This is a genomic window from Massilia sp. TS11 (assembly GCF_022012445.1).
Lineage (GTDB): Bacteria > Pseudomonadota > Gammaproteobacteria > Burkholderiales > Burkholderiaceae_D > Telluria.
Window position 1 is genome coordinate 178,386 of the sequence record NZ_JAKLTS010000008.1, and the last position, 17,660, is coordinate 196,045.

18 protein-coding genes are annotated in these 17,660 nt (G+C 66.9%); 7 read left to right on the forward strand and 11 right to left on the reverse strand.

Annotation, left to right across the window (positions count from 1 at the left end; genetic code table 11):
• Positions 1-37: 37 nt before the first annotated feature.
• The 6 genes from LZ005_RS14095 to rsmB form a co-directional block, all read right to left on the reverse strand.
• On the reverse strand, positions 38-295 hold the full coding sequence (locus LZ005_RS14095) for a DUF3567 domain-containing protein (protein WP_237808709.1): 258 nt from the start codon (positions 293-295) through the stop codon (positions 38-40).
• Positions 296-348: 53 nt separating this feature from the next.
• On the reverse strand, positions 349-690 hold the full coding sequence (locus tag LZ005_RS14100; protein WP_237808710.1) for a GTPase: 342 nt from the start codon (positions 688-690) through the stop codon (positions 349-351).
• Positions 687-1,397: a response regulator gene (locus tag LZ005_RS14105; protein ID WP_237808711.1), complete on the reverse strand. Its 711-nt coding sequence runs from the start codon at positions 1,395-1,397 to the stop codon at positions 687-689. Before LZ005_RS14105 ends, LZ005_RS14100 begins: the two co-directional genes overlap by 4 nt.
• A gap of 65 nt (positions 1,398-1,462) precedes the next feature.
• On the reverse strand, positions 1,463-3,700 hold the full coding sequence (locus LZ005_RS14110) for an ATP-binding protein (protein ID WP_237808763.1): 2,238 nt from the start codon (positions 3,698-3,700) through the stop codon (positions 1,463-1,465).
• A 50-nt stretch (positions 3,701-3,750) separates the two neighbouring features.
• Complete coding sequence (locus LZ005_RS14115; RefSeq protein WP_237808712.1) at positions 3,751-4,314, reverse strand: DUF4390 domain-containing protein; 564 nt, start codon at positions 4,312-4,314, stop codon at positions 3,751-3,753.
• 30 nt (positions 4,315-4,344) lie between these two features.
• Positions 4,345-5,757: a 16S rRNA (cytosine(967)-C(5))-methyltransferase RsmB gene (gene rsmB / locus LZ005_RS14120; protein WP_237808713.1), complete on the reverse strand. Its 1,413-nt coding sequence runs from the start codon at positions 5,755-5,757 to the stop codon at positions 4,345-4,347.
• Positions 5,758-5,866: 109 nt separating this feature from the next.
• On the opposite strand from rsmB, the gene argS reads away from it, so the two are divergent.
• Genes argS through LZ005_RS14155 form a run of 7 tightly spaced genes read left to right on the forward strand, consistent with a single transcriptional unit; the run spans position 5,867 to position 11,896 of the window.
• A complete protein-coding gene (argS, locus tag LZ005_RS14125; RefSeq protein WP_237808714.1) occupies positions 5,867-7,576 on the forward strand; it encodes an arginine--tRNA ligase in 1,710 nt (569 codons plus the stop codon).
• Between the two features lie 6 nt (positions 7,577-7,582).
• Positions 7,583-8,251, forward strand: a complete 669-nt coding sequence (locus LZ005_RS14130) for an SPOR domain-containing protein (protein ID WP_237808715.1) — start codon at positions 7,583-7,585, stop codon at positions 8,249-8,251.
• A 9-nt stretch (positions 8,252-8,260) separates the two neighbouring features.
• Entirely contained in the window at positions 8,261-8,929 is a 669-nt protein-coding gene (locus LZ005_RS14135; RefSeq protein WP_237808716.1) for a thiol:disulfide interchange protein DsbA/DsbL, read from the forward strand.
• A gap of 4 nt (positions 8,930-8,933) precedes the next feature.
• Positions 8,934-9,707, forward strand: coding sequence for an SDR family oxidoreductase (locus LZ005_RS14140; RefSeq protein ID WP_237808717.1), 774 nt, complete (start codon positions 8,934-8,936; stop codon positions 9,705-9,707).
• Complete coding sequence (locus tag LZ005_RS14145) at positions 9,704-10,480, forward strand: biotin--[acetyl-CoA-carboxylase] ligase (RefSeq protein ID WP_237808718.1); 777 nt, start codon at positions 9,704-9,706, stop codon at positions 10,478-10,480. Before LZ005_RS14140 ends, LZ005_RS14145 begins: the two co-directional genes overlap by 4 nt.
• 1 nt (position 10,481) lies before the next feature.
• Positions 10,482-11,216, forward strand: coding sequence for a type III pantothenate kinase (locus LZ005_RS14150; protein WP_237808719.1), 735 nt, complete (start codon positions 10,482-10,484; stop codon positions 11,214-11,216).
• Positions 11,210-11,896, forward strand: a complete 687-nt coding sequence (locus LZ005_RS14155; protein WP_237808720.1) for an SPOR domain-containing protein — start codon at positions 11,210-11,212, stop codon at positions 11,894-11,896. Before LZ005_RS14150 ends, LZ005_RS14155 begins: the two co-directional genes overlap by 7 nt.
• A gap of 186 nt (positions 11,897-12,082) precedes the next feature.
• Here LZ005_RS14155 and LZ005_RS14160 read toward each other — a convergent pair whose 3' ends face one another.
• Genes LZ005_RS14160 through mreC form a run of 5 tightly spaced genes read right to left on the reverse strand, consistent with a single transcriptional unit; the run spans position 12,083 to position 17,585 of the window.
• Positions 12,083-13,084 (reverse strand): septal ring lytic transglycosylase RlpA family protein, encoded by a 1,002-nt coding sequence (locus LZ005_RS14160; RefSeq protein ID WP_237808721.1) that lies wholly within the window; start codon positions 13,082-13,084, stop codon positions 12,083-12,085.
• Between the two features lie 14 nt (positions 13,085-13,098).
• Positions 13,099-14,208 (reverse strand): rod shape-determining protein RodA, encoded by a 1,110-nt coding sequence (gene rodA, locus LZ005_RS14165; protein WP_237808722.1) that lies wholly within the window; start codon positions 14,206-14,208, stop codon positions 13,099-13,101.
• A 3-nt stretch (positions 14,209-14,211) separates the two neighbouring features.
• Entirely contained in the window at positions 14,212-16,194 is a 1,983-nt protein-coding gene (gene mrdA / locus LZ005_RS14170; RefSeq protein WP_237808723.1) for a penicillin-binding protein 2, read from the reverse strand.
• 6 nt (positions 16,195-16,200) lie between these two features.
• Positions 16,201-16,713, reverse strand: coding sequence for a rod shape-determining protein MreD (mreD, locus tag LZ005_RS14175; protein WP_237808724.1), 513 nt, complete (start codon positions 16,711-16,713; stop codon positions 16,201-16,203).
• On the reverse strand, positions 16,710-17,585 hold the full coding sequence (mreC, locus tag LZ005_RS14180) for a rod shape-determining protein MreC (RefSeq protein WP_237808725.1): 876 nt from the start codon (positions 17,583-17,585) through the stop codon (positions 16,710-16,712). The genes mreD and mreC overlap by 4 nt, the downstream gene beginning before the upstream one ends.
• Positions 17,586-17,660 lie beyond the last annotated feature (75 nt).

A 17,660-nucleotide genomic window follows, 5' to 3' on the forward strand; every position in this document is an offset into this window, starting at 1 on the left:
ACCAAGGGCGGGCGCACCGGCCCGCCCACCTGGCCACTCAGTGCAGCAGCACCGGCTGGCTCATGAGCACATCGTAACTGCCGAGGAAGTCGTCCACCTCTTCCATCGTCGGCTCGCTTTCGATGAGGCGGTTGACGTCATCGCGGAAGGTCTGGGCCAGCCTGCCGCCGATGAAGACTTCGCGCTTGCCCGATTTGTCGACGATTTCGAAACCGCCGAAACGCAGGGCCTCCCTTTGATGGTCGGCACCGAATTCCACGACGCTGTACTGCTCGCTGTTGTAGATGAGATGCATGGAGGACTCCTTTCTCTGACTGCACACGCTAGATGGGGCCGGCCCCCACGCTTTCAAGGGCAAACCAGATCGGGCGTCAGATGCAGGTGCGCCGCATACGGTGCGCTCTGCAGCCAGGCGCGCAGGCGCCCGACGTGCTCCTCACCGCTGGCCAGACCCAGAAACAGCCGGCGCGGTGCCTGACGCAGGATCCGATTCAAGCTTACCTGTAAAACCAGCTGGCCGGCGCAGCATAGACAGCCGGCCGCCACGCGTGTTGCGCTGGGCAATTCCACCTGGCCCGAGGCCAGGCCTTCGATCAGGATGGCGACGCCGTCCTCCCCGTCGGCCGCGGCGGCAATGGCCGCTTCGCGCGCGGCCGCTGTCCCGCCCCAGACCAGGGTGGTTTCGGTCATCCGTTCTTCTTGGACAGCTTGCCCGGCTCGACGCCGAGCTGCTTGAGTTTGCGGTAGAGGTGGGTGCGCTCGAGGCCGGTCTTTTCGGCCACGCGCGTCATCGAGCCGCCTTCGCGGCCCAGGTGATGTTCGAAATACATGCGCTCGAAGGCATCGCGCGCCTCGCGCAGCGGCAGGTCGAAGGACAGGTTGAGCGGATGCAGCTCGCCATTGCCGCTGCGGGCCAGCGGCAGCGGCGCCACGCCGCCCGTGCTGAAGGCGGCGGCCGGATGCTGGTCCTCGGCCGCCGGCGCCACGGCCACGGCCGGACGCGCCGCCAGCACCGGCGCGCGCGCCACTTCCTGGGCGCGGCTCAGCCCCTGTTGCACGGCCTTGAGCAGCTTGGCCATGGCGATCGGTTTTTCAAGGAAATTCAGGGCGCCGATGCGGGTCGCTTCGACCGCCGTATCGATCGTCGCATGGCCCGACATCATGATGACGGGCATGGTCAGCTGGCCGTCGCGCTGCCATTCCTTCAGCAGGGTCACGCCATCCGTATCGGGCATCCAGATATCGAGCAGGACCAGGTCTGGCGCGCCTTGGGCACGGGCCTCCCGCGCCTGCTGGGCATTTTCCGCAAGCGTGATCGCGTGGCCTTCGTCGCTCAAGATCTCCGAGAGCAGCTCTCGGATTCCCATTTCATCATCAACTACGAGAATGTTTGCCATCTGTAAGCCTTCCTGATTTCCCTACCGGGGCCAGCGCCTGGGGCAAGCCGGCGCCAACCATGATTCTATGCGCGTTCCTGCCCGTCCGCCAGAGGCGAGGCCTGTGCTAACTTTAACAGCAAAATCACAATCCTTGCTCCGCTGCCATCGGTCCGATTCTGGATCTCGATGCGCCCGCCGTGCTCATCCACGATCTTCTTCACCATCGGCAGGCCCAGGCCGGTGCCGCGCACTTTCGAGGTCACATAGGGCTCGAAGGCGCGCGCCAGGATCTTCGGCGAAAAGCCCGGGCCGTTATCGCTGATCACCAGGCGCACGGCCGTGCCGGCCCCGCCCTCGGCGCTTTCGTAATGCACGGCTTCGGTGCTCAGCGTGATGCGCGCCGGCGGCGCGGCCGGGTCGCGGTCGCTGAGCGCGTCCTGGGCGTTCTGCAAGAGATTGTGGATCACTTGGCGCAGCTGGGTCGGGTCGCCCATCACGCGCGGCAGCGCCGGGCCGAGCACGGTGTCGATCATGCCCAGCTCCAGGCCTTCCGAATACAGCTGGAGGATGTCGTCGATCAGGGCGTTCAGATCGAGCGGCTGCAGCACGGCCGGCGGCGTGCGCGCGTAGTCGCGGAAATCGTCGACCATGCGCTTCATCGCCGCCACCTGGTTGATGATGGTGGTGGTCGATTTGCGCAGCAGCTCGGCCTCGGTCGCGGCCAGGCTGGCCTCGAGCTTCATCTGCAGGCGCTCGGCCGACAGCTGGATCGGGGTCAGCGGGTTCTTGATTTCGTGCGCGAGGCGGCGCGCCACTTCGCCCCAGGCGATCGAACGCTGGGCCGCGATCACGTCCGAGATATCGTCGAACACCACGATATAGCCGCTGCCGCTCGAGACTGGCAGGCGCGAGCCGCGCGCCAGCAGGGCCAGGCCCTGGTCCTCCTGGCTGCCGCCCTGGCGCGGCAATTCGATCTCCTGCTGCCAGTGGGTGCGCTGGGCGCCCTGGCCCGACGCCTTCTGCGCGCTCTGGGCCGAGAAGGCCTGGCGGATCGCCTCGGCAAACCCGGCATCGACCTCGTCCACCGCTTTGCCCACCAGCACAGGGTCGCTGGTGCCGAGAATCCGGCCGACCGCCTCGTTGGTGCTGACCACGCGGAACTCGGCGTCGAGCACCAGCACCCCGGCCGACATATTCTCCAGCACCGATTCGAGGTGGGCCTTGGCGTCCTGCAGGGCGGCGCGGTTGCGCTCGACGGCGGCGCGCGCCTCGAACAGCTGGCGCGTCATGGTGTTGAAGGACTGGGTCAAGGTGCCCAGTTCGTCAGTCGTCTCGATGATCGGGCGCGGCGAGAAGTCGCCGGCCGCCACCGCCGCCGTGCCCTCGGCCAGCACCAGCAGCGGAGTCGCCAGCTTCTCGGCAATCACGAACGAGGCCACGACCGCGCCGAACATGGCCAGCAGCAGGGTCAGGGTCAGGGTCTCGATATACATCTTGCGCAGGCCGACGCGCGCCAGATCACGCTCCTTGTACTCGGAATAGGCGGCCGTCAGCACGGCCGCATTGGCCGCCAGATTGGTCGGCGCCGGCGTGATCAGCTGCAGGAAGCGCTTGTGGTTGGCCTCCACATGGTCGGGCACCACGATCAGCACGCGCAGGCGCAGGCCCATGGCGGCGTCGAGCGGACCGGTGTCGCGCGCGCCGCTGTCGACCCCGCCTTCGAGCACGGCATAGCCATCGGCCGCATCGGCATGCTCGATCATGTCGCCATTGGGCAGATCGGCCTGGCCCTCGGGCGCCCCATGCGGTTTCAGGCTCAGCAGTACATTGCCGTAGGCATTCACCAGCAGCGCATCGTCGAGGCCTTTTTCGCTGCGCTTCAGGCGCTCGAGTTCGGCGCGGGTACCGTCCAGATCGCGGTCGGCCAGCTGGGCCGCCACCTTGCGGGCCGTGCCGCGCAGGGCCGTCAGCTCCTCGTCGAGCGCATTGCGGCCCAGGGTCAGGCCGGAGTCGAGCGCCTGCTCGATGCGCACATTGAACCAGGAGTCGATCGAATGCGAGACGAACTGGATCGAGACGACGAAAATGACCAGACCCGGCAGCACGCCGATGCCGGCGAACAGCAGCACCAGGCGCAGCATCAGGCGCGAGCCGAACTTGCCGCTGCGGTAGCGCGCCACCAGGCGCCACAGCGACACCGCCACCAGCACCAGCAGCGCGAACGCGGCCAGCGCGTTCAGGCCCAGCAGCCAGGGATAGTAGCGGTCGAACAGGCCCGAGTTGTCGGAGGCGGAAGCGAGCAGGAACAGCAGGATGCCCATGATGGCGCCACCGACCACGAGCGCATAGCGCAACACCCGCCCGACCACGTTTATTCCGCCTTGTAGCTAAAGGTCTTGGTCTTCGATTCGAAGCGCCAGCCCGCGTTGTTCAGGGCGTTGACCTGCAGGGGTTTGGACAGGTGCTCGCGGTCGAGCAGCAGGCGCACATTGACGTTGTAGACGTCGCCCGGCTTGAGCTGGCCCTTGGCCGCCACCGTCCAGCGGCTCGGCCGCCGGATCAGGAACAGCGCGTCCTCGAGCGAGGTGAAGCGCTGCTGAAAGCCGCCATTGACCGACACATGGTACTGGCGTGTCAGGGGATTGAAGGCAATCGTCGTGGTCTGGCGCGCCAGATTGAATTTCTCGTCGAACCAGTACCAGCGCGGCTTGGTGATCTGCACTTCGGTATTGAAGCGCAGCGTCAGCCCGTGCGTGAGGGCGTCCTTGAGTTCCTCCGACAAGTCGAAGGAGAACGCCGCCGCCAGCTTGTAGCCGTCGTCGCTCAGTTCGATCTGGGCCTTTTCCACCTCCACGGTATCGGATGCCCACGCCGGCAGGCTGGCCGCAGCCAGTACCAGCGACAGGATCAGGAGGCGAAGAAACTGAAGAATCACGTGGGCGCCAGGATCGTTTTCGGTAAGGGTTTAGGCCGCGCTCTTTTCGAACAGGGCATAGAACAAGCCATCGTGGTCGGCGTCGGGCGCCTGCGACGGCAGCAATTGGCCCGGCGCCGCCAGCCGTTTTGCCTGATGGCGCACAGCGAAGGCGGCGGCCTGCGCCTCGGACTCCTGCGGCCAGAGCGAACAGGTCACGAACAGCAATTTACCACCCGGTGCCAGCATCTGCCACAGGTTGTCGAGGATTTTGGCCGAAAGTGTTGCGAGTTGTAGGGTGTCCGACTTGCGCCGCAGCCAGCGGATATCCGGGTGGCGCCGCACGATGCCCGAAGCCGTGCACGGCACGTCGGCCAGGATGCGGTCGAAGGGCTGGCCGTCCCACCACACGCGCGACTGGGCGTCGAAGGCCTTCAGGCGCGCCGTCAGGCCGAGCCGGTCCAGGTTCTCCTGCACGCGCGTCAGGCGCTTGGCGTCGGCGTCGAGCGCGGTCAGCTCGAGATCGGCCAGCTCGAGCAGATGGCCGGTCTTGCCGCCCGGCGCCGCGCAGGCGTCGAGCACGCGCATGCCGTCGCGCACGTCGAGCAGGGGCGCGGCCAGCTGGGCGGCCGCGTCCTGCACCGACACCAGACCGTCGGCGAAACCGGGGATCTGCTCGACCGGCACCGGCTTGTCCAGGCGCAGCGCAACCGGGCCGATCTGGCGCGCGCCGAGGCCGGCGGCCGCCAGCGTGGCCAGATAGGCCTCGACCGTGGTCTTGCGCACATTCACGCGCAGGGTCAGCGGCGGCGGCGCGTTGCCGGCCGCCAGAATCGCTTCCCAATCGCGCGGATAGGCCTGGCGCAGGCTGTCGATCCACCAGCGCGGGTAATTCCACTGGGCTTCGGGCTCACGCAGGGCGGCCGCCAGCAGACTGTCTTTTTCACGCAAAAAGCGGCGCAGCACGGCATTCACCATGTTCTTGCCGTGCGCCATGTCCGGATGGGCATTGGCGGCCGTCACGGCCTGGTCGACCACGGTGAAGGCCTCATACGGCGCGCTCGCGCCGGCCGGCGTGTCGAGCAGGGCCAGGGCCACGCCCAGCAGGGCCGCCAGCAGCGGCGGCTCGGGCGCCTTGCTCGTCATCAGGCCGATCAGCACCTGCGTGCGGCCCCATTGGCGCGCGCCGCGGTAGGCCAGGTCCTGGATCGCCCCGCGCAACTGGGGACCGGCGGCGGCCACGCCGAAGGCCACCTGCAGGGCCTGGGGCAAGGTGGTGCCGGCGCGCATCTGGGCCAGGGCATTGGCCGCGCCCACCAGCGCCATGGCCAGGGAATCGGCCTTCAGATCGGGGCGCACGCCGCTGCTGAGGGCGGCGCGCGGCGGCCGTTCCGGACGGGGGGAACGGGCCGGGGCCGGGCGGGCCTTGGGTTGCAGCGACAGCGTCGGGCGCTTGGTGTTCATAGTCTTGTCTTGGTAGAAAGGCGGCATTGTAATGCACACGGCGGCCGCGCACGCCAGTACGGGGTCAAGCCCAGTATAATGGACGCTGTTTGCTTTTCAGAATTCAACTATGCTCGCCCAACAAAAACAAGAGATTGCCGCCCTGTTCCAGGCCGCCCTGGCCCCGCTGCTCGCGGGGACCGACCTGACCCCGAACCTGGTGCTGGAGCGCCCGCGCGACCCGGCCCACGGCGACGTCGCCTGCAATGTGGCCATGCAGCTGGCCAAGCCCCTGAAGACCAATCCGCGCGCCCTGGCCACCCAGCTGGTCGACGCCCTGCTGGCCGATCCGAACGGCAAGGCCCTGATCGCCAGCGCCGAGATCGCCGGCCCCGGCTTCATCAATCTGCGCATCACCGACAGCGCCAAGCAGTCGGTCGTGCGCAGCGTGCTCGAAGCTGGCGCCGACTACGGCCGCGGCGCCTCCGGCAACGGCAAAAAGGTCATCATCGAATTCGTCTCGGCCAACCCGACCGGTCCGCTGCACGTCGGCCACGGCCGCCAGGCCGCGCTCGGCGACGCCCTGTCGGCCCTGTTCGAAGCCCAGGGCTGGACGGTGACGCGCGAGTTCTATTACAACGACGCCGGCGTGCAGATCGGTAACCTGGCGCTGTCGGTGCAGGCGCGCGCCAAGGGCCTGAAACCGGGCGACGCCGCCTGGCCGGAAGCGGCCTACAACGGCGACTACATCGCCGACATCGCCGCCGACTTCCTCGCCAAACAGACCGTCTCGGCCTCGGACGGCACCCCGGCCACGGGCTCGGGCGACCCCGAGGACCTGGAGTCGATCCGCCACTTCGCCGTCACCTACCTGCGCCACGAGCAGGACATCGACCTGCAGGCCTTCGGCGTCAAGTTCGACAATTACTACCTCGAGTCCTCGCTCTACACGGACGGCAAGGTCGAAGGCGCCGTCAACGCCCTGATCGCCTCCGGCAAGACCTACGAGGACGGCGGCGCCCTGTGGCTGAAAACCACCGACTACGGCGACGACAAAGACCGCGTGATGCGCAAGACCGACGGCAGCTACACCTATTTCGTGCCGGACGTGGCCTACCACATCGTCAAATGGCAGCGCGGTTTCGCCCAGGCCATCAATATCCAGGGCTCGGACCACCACGGCACCATCGCGCGCGTGCGCGCCGGCCTGCAGGCGGCCAATATCGGCATCCCCCAGGGCTACCCCGACTACGTGCTGCACAAGATGGTCACCGTGATGAAGGACGGCCAGGAGGTCAAGATCTCCAAGCGCGCCGGTTCGTATGTGACGGTGCGCGACCTGATCGAATGGTCGGGTAATGGCGACATCACGCGCGGGCGCGACGCCGTGCGCTTCTTCCTCATCTCGCGCAAGGCCGACACCGAATTCGTGTTCGACGTCGACGTCGCCCTCAAGACCAATGACGAGAACCCGGTCTACTACGTGCAGTACGCCCATGCGCGCATCTGCTCGGTGCTGGCCCAGTGGGGCGGCGACGAGGCCAGCCTGGCTACGGCCGATCTGTCGCCGCTGACTTCGCCGCGCGAAGCGACCCTGCTGGCCACCCTGGCCGCCTATCCGGACATGCTGGAACGCGCCCAGAGCGAGCTCGGCCCGCACCAGGTCGCCTTCTATCTGCGCGATCTGGCCGGCGAGCTGCATGGCTACTACAATGCCGAGCGTTTCCTGGTCGACGACGCGGCCCTGCGCCACGCCCGTCTGGCCCTGCTGCTGGCCACGCGCCAGGTGCTGCGCAACGGCCTGGCCCTGATTGGCGTCTCGGCGCCCAACAAAATGTAAGCGACCATGACTGTCCTCCATAAGCAACGCGGCAACACCCTGACTGGCATCATCATCGGCCTGGTGATCGGCCTGGCCGTGGCTGTGGTGGTGGCCCTGGTGATCACCAAGGGTTCGACGCCCTTCACCGACAAGTCCGGCAAGCTGGGCAAGCCGGCCGAGCTGCCGAACGGCCAGCTGGCCGATCCCAACAAGCCGCTGTATGGCAAGGGCGACGCCGCGCGCGAGGCCAACAAGGACTTCCAGAAGGACGAGAAGCCGGCCGCCCCGGCGGCGCCGGCCGCCGCGCCCGACCCGATCGCCCAGATCGCCGCCGGCGTCAAGCCGTCGGCCGTGGTGGCGGCCCAGACGCCGGCGCCGGCCAAGCCAGCTGCGGCTACCGCCCCCGCCCCGGCCGCCGCTCCCGCCGCCGCGCCGGCCGCGGCTGGCGCCGACGACAAATACGTCTACTACCTGCAGGCCGGCGCCTTCCGCGACATGCCCGACGCCGAAGCGGCCAAGGCCAAGCTGGCCCTGCTCGGCTACGAAGCCGCCATCAGCGACCGCAGCAGCGACTCGGGCGTGCTGCACCGGGTCCGTCTCGGCCCCTACAACCAGGTCGAGGCCATGAACAAAGTGCGCGCCAAGCTGTCCGAAGCGGGCGTCGATGTCGCCGTTGTGCGTAACCAGAAATAAGGAGTCGCCATGCAAGTGTTCCGCCGCCTGATGTGTCTGATCGCCGTGCTCGCCCCCATGCTGGCGGCCGCCGCACCGATCAATCCCCAGCCGGGCGTGGAATACGTGGTGCTGCCGACCCCGCAGAACACCGACACCGGCAAGAAGATCGAGGTGATCGAGTTCTTCGCCTACTACTGCCCGCACTGCAATGCCTTCGAGCCCGAGCTGAACGCCTGGGTCAAGAAACAGGGCGAGCGCATCGTGCTCAAGCGCGTGCCGATTGCGCTCAACGAAGACGTGCTGGTCCAGCAGAAGCTGTACTTCACGCTGCAGGCCATGGGCGAGCTCGACCGTTTGCACCAGAAAGTGTATGACGCCATCCACAAGGAGCGCCTGCGCATGAACCGCGACGAGATGGTGTTCGACTGGGTGGCCAAGCAGGGCGTCGACCGCCAGAAGTTCGCCGACACCTTCCGCTCGTTCGGCGTGGCCGCGGCCGTGCGCCGCGCCAAGGCCATGATGGACGCCTACAAGATCGACTACTGGCCGCGCATCATCATCGATGGCCGCTTCCAGACCTCGCCCAGCCAGGCCGCCGCCACCCTGCCCGACTCCGTCAGCGAAGCCGAGCAGAACAAGGCGGCGCTGCAGGTGATGGACGTGCTGGTCTCCAAGGCCATCTCCGAGAAGAAATAAGCCGATGCGGCGCGTCTTCATCACCGGCGCCTCGAGCGGCATCGGCGCCGCCCTGGCGCGCGCCTATGCGGCCCAGGGCGCCAGCCTCGGCCTGGTGGCGCGCCGCGCCGACCTGCTCGAGGCCCTGCGCGCCAGCCTGCCCCGTCCCGAACGGCACCGCTGCTATGCGCTCGACGTGACCGCGCACGCCGCGCTGGCCGCCGCGGCCCAGGATTTCATGGCCGCCCACGGCGGCTGCGACGTGGTGATCGCCAATGCCGGCGTGTCGGCCGGCACCCTGACCGAGCATGCCGAAGACCTGCCCGTGTTCCAGCGCATCATCGACATCAATGTGACGGCCACGGCCGCCACCTTCCAGCCCTTCGTGGCCGCGCTCAAGGCCCAGGGCAGCCCGGCGCGCCTGGTCGGCATTGCCAGCGTGGCCGGCATCCGCGGCCTGCCCGGGGCCGAGGCCTACAGCGCCAGCAAGGCCGCCGTGATCAGCTATTGCGAGTCGCTGCGCCTGGAGCTGCGCGCCAGCCCGGTCAAGGTGGTGACGATTGCGCCCGGCTACATCGACACGCCGATGACCCAGAAGAACGCCTACCCGATGCCCTTTCTGATGCCGGTCGAGCGCTTCGCCGCCGCGGCCGTGCGCACCATTGCGGCCGGGCACAGCTACCGCGTGATCCCCTGGCAGATGGGGGTGGTGGCGAAAATCCTGCGCCTGTTGCCGAACGCGGTGTACGATGCCTTATTCGCCAGGGCGCCGCACAAGGCGCGGGGAGGCCAGCCATGAGCAGCACACTATCCGCCGCCGCGATTGCGGCGCACAGCCGCGCCGGCGTCGCCATCGAAGTCGTCGCCAGCACCGGCTCGACCAATGCCGACCTGATGGCGCGCGTGCCGACCCTGACGGCGCCGCTACTGCTGGTCGCAATCGAACAGACGGCCGGCAAGGGCCGCGCCGGGCGCAGCTGGCTGTCCGACAGCGCCGGCTCGCTGACCTTCTCGCTGGCCTGGCGTTTCGCCCGCCCGCTGCCGCGTCTGGCCGGCCTGCCGCTGGCCGTCGGCGTCGCCCTGGCCGAGACCCTCGGCCAGCTCGGCGTGCAGGTCCAGCTCAAGTGGCCGAACGATCTGCTCAAGGACGGCAACAAGCTGGCCGGCGTGCTGATCGAAAGCCGCTCGAGCGCCGATGGGGCCCTGTGGGGCGTGATCGGCGTCGGCCTCAACCTGGCCCTGCCCGACCACCTCGAACAGCAGATCGCGCGCCCGGCCGCGAACGCCACCTGGCTGGCCCAGATGGACCGCAACGCCCTGATGGCCGCCCTGCTCGACGGCCTGGCCAATGCCGTGCGCGAATTCGAAGAGCGCGGCTTCCTCGCCTTCATCGACCGCTGGAATGCGCGCCACGCGTATGCCGGCGCCGACGTCCAGATTCTCGACCATGGCGCCGTGCTACAAAGCGGCACCGCAGCCGGCGTGGACGAACAGGGCAATCTGCTGCTCGACACCGCCAGCGGACGCGCGGCCGTGGTGGCGGGCGACGTCTCGCTGCGCCCCAAGGCCTGACATGCTGCTGCTGATCGACGCTGGCAATACCCGCATCAAATGGGCCATGGTGGCCGAAGCCGATTCGCTCGGCGCCTGGAGCGTCAGCGGCGCCGTCCTGCATGCCGAGGCCGAGCGCCTGGGCGCGATCTGGGGCGCGGCCAGCATCAGCCGCGTGCTGGCCGCAAATGTGGCCGGCCCCGCCATGCGCGCGCGCCTGAGCGGCCTGCTGGGCGCCACTCCGGCCGAGTGGTTCCGCTCGAGCGCTGCCGCGTGCGGTCTGAAGAACGGCTACCGCGATCCCGAGCAGCTCGGCTGCGACCGCTTTGCGGCCGCCATCGGCGCCTGGCAGATGCAGCCCGGCCAGCGCACGATTGTCGCCACCTGCGGCACCGCCACCACGATCGACGCCATCAGCGCCGACGGCGTATTCCTGGGTGGCATGATCGCGCCCGGCCTCGGCACCATGGCCGCCTCGCTGGCGCGCAACACCGCCCAACTGCCCCAGGTCCAGGCGCATGCACCGTTTCCCCAGGGCTTTGCGGACAATACCGACGACGCCATCCTGAGCGGCTGCATTGCCGCCCAGGCCGGCGCCATCGAGCGCGCCTGCCGCATGCACCAGGCCCAGAGCCTGTTGCTGTCGGGCGGTGCGGCCAGCTATATCAGCCCCGCCCTCTCGATTCCGCACCGGATTGTCGATAATATCGTGCTGCTCGGCCTGCATGCCGTCGCGCTCGGAGAACGCCCGTGTTGAAATTCATCGTCTGGACCCTGGTGGCCGCGAACGCCGCCGTCTTCGCCTACAGCCAAGGCTGGCTCGGCAGTTTCAGTGCGAGCAGCCGCGATCCGCTGCGCGTGCGCCAGCAGCTCAATCCCGAGAAGCTCGTGCTGATGAGCAGCGCCAGCGCCACGGCGGCCGTCGCCGCGCTCGAAGAAGCCAAGGCCCCGCCCAAGCCGGCCGAAGTGCCGCAGTGTCTCGAGGTCGGCGACTTCAGCCAGGCCGACGGCAAGAAATTCGAAGCCCAGCTGAGCGCCCTCAAGCTCGGCGAGCGCCAGTCGCGCCACAACACCCAGGTGCAGGAGGTAAGCAGCCACATCGTCCTGATCCCGCCGCAGGGCAGCAAGGACGGGGCCGAGAAGAAGGCAGCCGAGCTGCGCGCGCTCGGCGTGAAGGACTATTTCATCCTGAGCGACGCCAGTTCCGGCCCGATGCGCTGGGCCATTTCGCTGGGCGTCTTCAAGAGCGAGAGTGCGGCCCAGGCCCTGCTGGCCAATCTGCAGAAGCAAGGCGTCAAGAGCGCCCGCATGCAGGACCGCACGACCAGCGCCACACGACTGCAATACCGATTCAAAGAGATCGACAGCGCGACCAGCGCCCAGATCGAAGCGATCGCCAAAAAATACGAAGACACCAAGCTCCGCGCCTGCAAGTAACGGAACGGTGTCAGGTCCGGCAATCGGACATTTCGGGAACTTTGCAGATCCTGAACGGTGTCAGGTCCGGCAATCCGACATGCTGGAACTTCTCGGCCGAGCCTTGGTCGCGCGCCACCTGCGCGACAGGATGTGCGCTGCAAAGTTCCAGCATGTCCGATTGCCGGACCTGACACCGTTCCGTTTCTAGCGCTGGATGACGATGGGCTTGACGCCGAGGCTGGGGGGCAATGCGTCGGCGGCTTGCTGGGCTTCTTCGCGCGTGGCGAAGGGGCCGGCGTACAGGCGCTGCATGCTGCCATTGGCGACCATTTCGACATTGCTCAGCGCGCCGCCGTGGCGCTCGAATCGACGCTTGGCCGCTTGGGCATTCTCTACCTTGCCATACGCGCCCAGCTGCAGATAGAAGGCACTGGTCGTGATGCGCGGCACGGCCGCCGCGGCCATGTCGACAACTTTGTCCTCCAGCATCAGGCGCTCGACCTCGGGCGGCGGCTTGGCGCCGCCACTGCGCGCCGCCACAATGCGCCGGATCTCGTCGGGCAGGATGCGCTCGATCCGCACTTTGTGGCTGCCCTTGCCGAGAATCCCGAGCTTGAGCGCGGCCGTGTAGGACAGGTCGATGATGCGCTCCGCATGGAAGGGCCCGCGGTCGTTCACACGCACCACCACGGTCTTGCCGCTCTCCAGGCTGGTCACGCGGATGTAGGAGGGAATCGGCAGCAGCGGGTGCGCGGCCGTCATCTTGTACATGTCGTAGGGCTCGCCCGAGGACGTGCGCTGGCCATGGAACTTCTTGCCATACCAGCTGCCCACGCCTTCCTGCACATAGGGGTCGTATTCGCCCAGCGGCGTATAGGTCTTGCCGAATATGACATACGGGCGATTGGTGCGCGGGTTCAGCGGCTCGAGCTTGACGTCGGCATCGGGCATGTCGACCAGATTCGGCGGCGGATTCTCGCCCGGGCCGTCGTCCTTGTAGTAGCCCCCGCGCCCGGAATTGGCAGCCGGCAGGGTCGGCGTGGCCGGGTCCTGGCTCGGCACGTTCGCGGGGGTGACGGCCGGCGTTCGCGCGGCCGGCGTGGGCGCAGGCGCGGGACTGCGCGGCGCCGGCGTCGGCACACTGGCACAGGCTGCCAGCAGGCTGGCAAGCGCACACAGACTGGCGGCCGATCGGAACATGCGCATGGCGCCCGCCTGCTTCAGGTCTGCACCAGCTTGCGGTGGCGCTGGATACTCATCAGTATCCCGGTCCCGAGCCCGAGCGTGATCAGCGCCGTGCCGCCATAGCTGATGAAGGGCAGCGGCACGCCGACCACGGGCACCAGGCCGCTGACCATGCCCATATTGATGAAGGCATAGGTGAAGAAGATCATCGTGATGGCCCCGGCCAGCAGGCGCGTGAACGCATTCGGCGCATTCGCCGCGATGATCATGCCGCGCCCGATCAGCAGCGAGTACAGGATCACCAGAATCAGATTGCCGACCAGGCCGAACTCCTCGGAGTAGACCGAGAAGATGAAGTCGGTCGTGGTCTCGGGCACGAATTCCAGGTGGGCCTGGGTGCCTTTCAGCCAGCCCTTGCCGGACAGGCCGCCCGACCCGACCGCAATCATCGACTGGATGATGTGAAAGCCCTTGCCCAGCGGATCGTGCGAGGGATCGATAAAGGTCAGCACGCGGTTGCGCTGGAAATCGTGCAGCAGCGACCAGATGATCGGCAGACTGGCGGCGCCGGCAATGAACAGCGCAGCCAGCGCCTTCCAGGCGAGCCCGGCCAGAAAAATCACGTAGAAGCCGGCCGCCAGCACCAGGGTCGCGGTCCCCAGGTCGGGCTGCTTGGCGATCAGGCCGACGGGCACGGCCAGCAGCACGGCGGCGACGGCGAAGGTCTTCCAGTTCTGCACGCTGCCGCGGTACTGGAAATACCAGGCCAGCATCAGCGGCATGGCGATCTTCATGATCTCGGACGGCTGGATGTCGACGCCCACATACAGCCAGCGGCGCGCGCCCTTCTTCACCACGCCGAACACGGCCACGGCGATCAGCAGGGTCACGCCAAACGTGTAGATCGGCACGGCCATGCGCTGCAGGGTCTGGGGCGGAATATTGGCGGCGATCCACATGATGAAGAAGGCCAGCGCGATATTGCGCAGCTGGGCTTCGACTCGGCCGGGAAAATCGATGCCGGCCGAATACAGGGTGATCAGGCCGGTCGACAGCAGCAGGAACACGAACAGCGCGAGCGGCCCATCGAAGACGGTGAAATAGGGCTTGAGCCGGGTCAGCAGGGGTGTCTTGTGGATCGACATGGCTTACTCCTTATTGCCCGGGGTCTCGCCGCCCGATTTGTGCTCGGTCGGCACATCGCCCTTGGCCTCGTCGACGCTGCGCAGCACGGCGTCTTCGCGCGGCATCTTGGGCGCGTCTTTCTTGTCCGGACGAATGCCCAGCAGATAGTAGTCGAGCGCCTTGCGCGCGATTGGCGCCGCATAGGTGCCGCCGAAGCCGACGTTCTCGACCACCAGCGCCAGCGCGATCTTCGGCTTGTCGGCCGGGGCGAAGGCGATGAACAGGGCGTTGTCGCGCAGGTGGGCGGCAATCGTGTTGGCGTTGTACTTCTCGTTCTGCTTGATGCCGACAACCTGGGCCGTACCGGTCTTGCCGCCGGCCAGATAGGGCGCCGTGTGGAAGGCCGCGTAGCCGGTGCCGAAGGTCTCGGTCATCACCCCGACCATGGCGCGTTTGACGAAGTCGATGTTCTCCTGCTTGAGCGGAATCCGCCCGCTTTCCTTGGGCACGGTCAGGCTGCGCTTCTTGCTCAGCGGATCTTCGATGATCTTGACCAGGTGCGGCTTCATGATCACGCCATTGTTGGCGAGGATGGCCATGGCATTGGCCAGCTGCAGCGGCGTGTAGTTGTTATAGCCCTGGCCGATCGAGACCGACACGGTGTCGCCGCCCTGCCATTTCTGCGCCGCCTTGTTTTTCTTGAAGCGCTCGCGCTTCCATTCCTGCGAGGGCAGTACGCCGGCCTTCTCGTGTTCGAGGTCGATGCCGGTCAGCGAACCGAAGCCGAAGGGGCGCATGAAATTGGCGATCGCATCGATGCCGAGGTCGACCCCGAGCTGGTAGTAATAGGTGTCGCACGAGGCGACGATCGAACGGTACATGTCGACGAAGCCATGGCCTTCGGGCTTGTCGTCGCGGAAGCGGTGGCCGCCCAGCACGAAGAAGCCGGGGTCGGCGATGCCCTGGGTCGGCGTGCGCTTGCCCAGTTCGAGCGCGGCCAGGGCCATGAAGGGCTTGAAGGTCGAGCCCGGCGGATAGGTGCCGGACAGCGGCCGGTTCACCATCGGCCGGTCGAGCGAGGTATTGAGTTCGTTCCAGCTCTGGCTGTCGATGCCGTCGACGAACAGATTCGGGTCGTAGCCGGGCTTGGACACATAGGCGAGGATATCGCCCGTTTCGGGTTCGATCGCGACAAAGGCGCCGCGGAATTCGCCGAAGGCCTCTTCCACCACCTTCTGCAGTTCGATGTCGATCGACAGAATCAGATTATTGCCCGGCACCGCATCCTTGCGCGACAGCGTGCGCAGCGCGCGCCCGCGCGCCGTCTTCTCGACCGACTCGTAACCGGTAATGCCGTGCAGGTATTTCTCGTAGCTCTTTTCGAGGCCTTCCTTGCCGATGTAGTCGGTACCGCGGTAATTATTGTCGTCGTCCGATTCTTCGAGCGCATCCTTCTCGGCGGCATTGATGCGGCCGATATAGCCGATCACATGCGAGGCGATTTCGCCCAGCGGATATTGGCGGAACAGGCGCGCCTGCACCTCCACCCCGGGAAAGCGGTAGCGGTTGGCGGCGAAGCGCGCGACTTCCTCGTCGCTCAGGCGGTTGCGCAGCGGGATCGATTCGAAGGACTTCGACTCCTCCAGCAGGCGCTTGAAACGCTTGCGGTCCTTGGCTTCGACCGCCACCAGGGCCGCCAGTTCATCGATCACCTGATCGAGCGGCGCGCGCAACTTGGACGGCGTGATTTCGAGCGTATAGGCCGAGTAATTGCGCGCCAGGACCACGCCATTGCGGTCGAGGATCAGGCCGCGATTGGGCACAATCGGCACCGGCGCGATGCGGTTGCCTTCCGCATCGGCCAGAAAATCATTGTGCTTATACACCTGCAGGTAAAAAAAGCGGCCGATCAGGGCCAGGAAGCACAGCATCACAAAGCCGCCGAGCACCGTCAGGCGCACGCGGAACTGATGCAGTTCCTGTTCGGTATTCTTAAACTCGGTCATGGTCGCTTACAGGGGGCGCGTATGGTCGCGGTCGACAGCGCGCCGTTGCGGCGCCATCAGCAGCACGGTCAGCAGCGGCCACAGGGCGGCCGAGACAAAGCTGTCGATAAAGTGCAGGAAGCCGCCAAAGCGGCCCGAGACGATGAACTCGACCAGCACCTGCACCAGCTGGGTCATGGCCATCAGCGGCAGCACATGCAGGGCCTGGGTCGTCACCGGGAACCACAGCACGCGCTTGTGCAGCATGATCGCGAAATACGACAGCAGCGTGTAGGCCAGCGCATGCTCGCCCAGCAGGGCGGCCGCATGCACATCCATCAGCAGGCCCATCGAGAAAGCCACGCCGATGCCAACCTTGCGCGGCTGGCGGATACCCCAGAACACCAGCACCAGGGCGACGAAGTCGGGCACCCCGACATGCGCGCCCCAGGGCATCAGATTAAGCATGAAGGCCAGCGCCAGCGAGAACGCGATGAACAGCGGGCTGACCGGCAGCAGAATGTACTGCGGCTGGTTCATCGTCCACCTCCGGCCTCGGCCTTGCTGTCGGCCTTGGCGCCCTTGCCTTTCTTGGCCGAAGCGGCCGGCTTGCCATCGTCCTCGGCCGGGCGCGGCAGCGGTTCGGGCAGATCGGTCAGCACCAGCAGCTGACGGTTGCGTTCGACGCCGCCGAGCGGCTGGCAGATGATGCGGCCGAAACCGCCCTGCCCGCCCGCATCGACGCGCAGCACCTTGGCCACGGCCAGGCCGGCCGGATAGATGCCGTCCAGGCCCGAAGTGACGATGATGTCGCCGACCTGGACATCGGCGTTCGGCGCCACATGGCGCAGTTCGAGCTGGCTGCCGGCATAGCCATAGGCAATGCTGCGCAGGCCGCTGCGCAGCACCTGCACGGGTGTGGCCTGTTCCTTGTCGGTCAACAGCGTCACTTCCGAGGTCATGGGAAACACGCGCGTGACCTGACCGACCACGCCCAGGTGGTCGATCACCGGCAGGCCGACGTGCACGCCGGCCGTGGTGCCGCGGTCGAGCACGATGCGGCGCGCGGTCGGGTCGCGTGCGTCATACAGAATCTGGCCGACCAGGGACTTCAGGCCGACCTGCTCGCGCGCGCCCAGCAGACGGCGCAACTGGGCGTTCTCCGCGAGCAGCATCTGGTATTGCTGGAGGGTGTAGGCGCTCTCGACCTGCTGACGCTGCAAACGCGCCACCTGGCCCTGCAACTCGGACACGCTGGTGAAATAGTTGACCACCCCGTCCTTGGCCTTGACCGGCAGCAGGGCGACCATTTGCAGCGGATACAGCAATGTCCCGGCCACCTGGCGCACCGTGGTCAAGGTGTGCAGGTGGGAGTCGATCATCAGCAATGCGATCGAGATCAGCGCGAACACCGTCACTTTCACCCTCGCCGGGGCACCTTGCTTGAAAAGTGGCGGTGGACTGTATTCCATGTATTCCTATCGGGC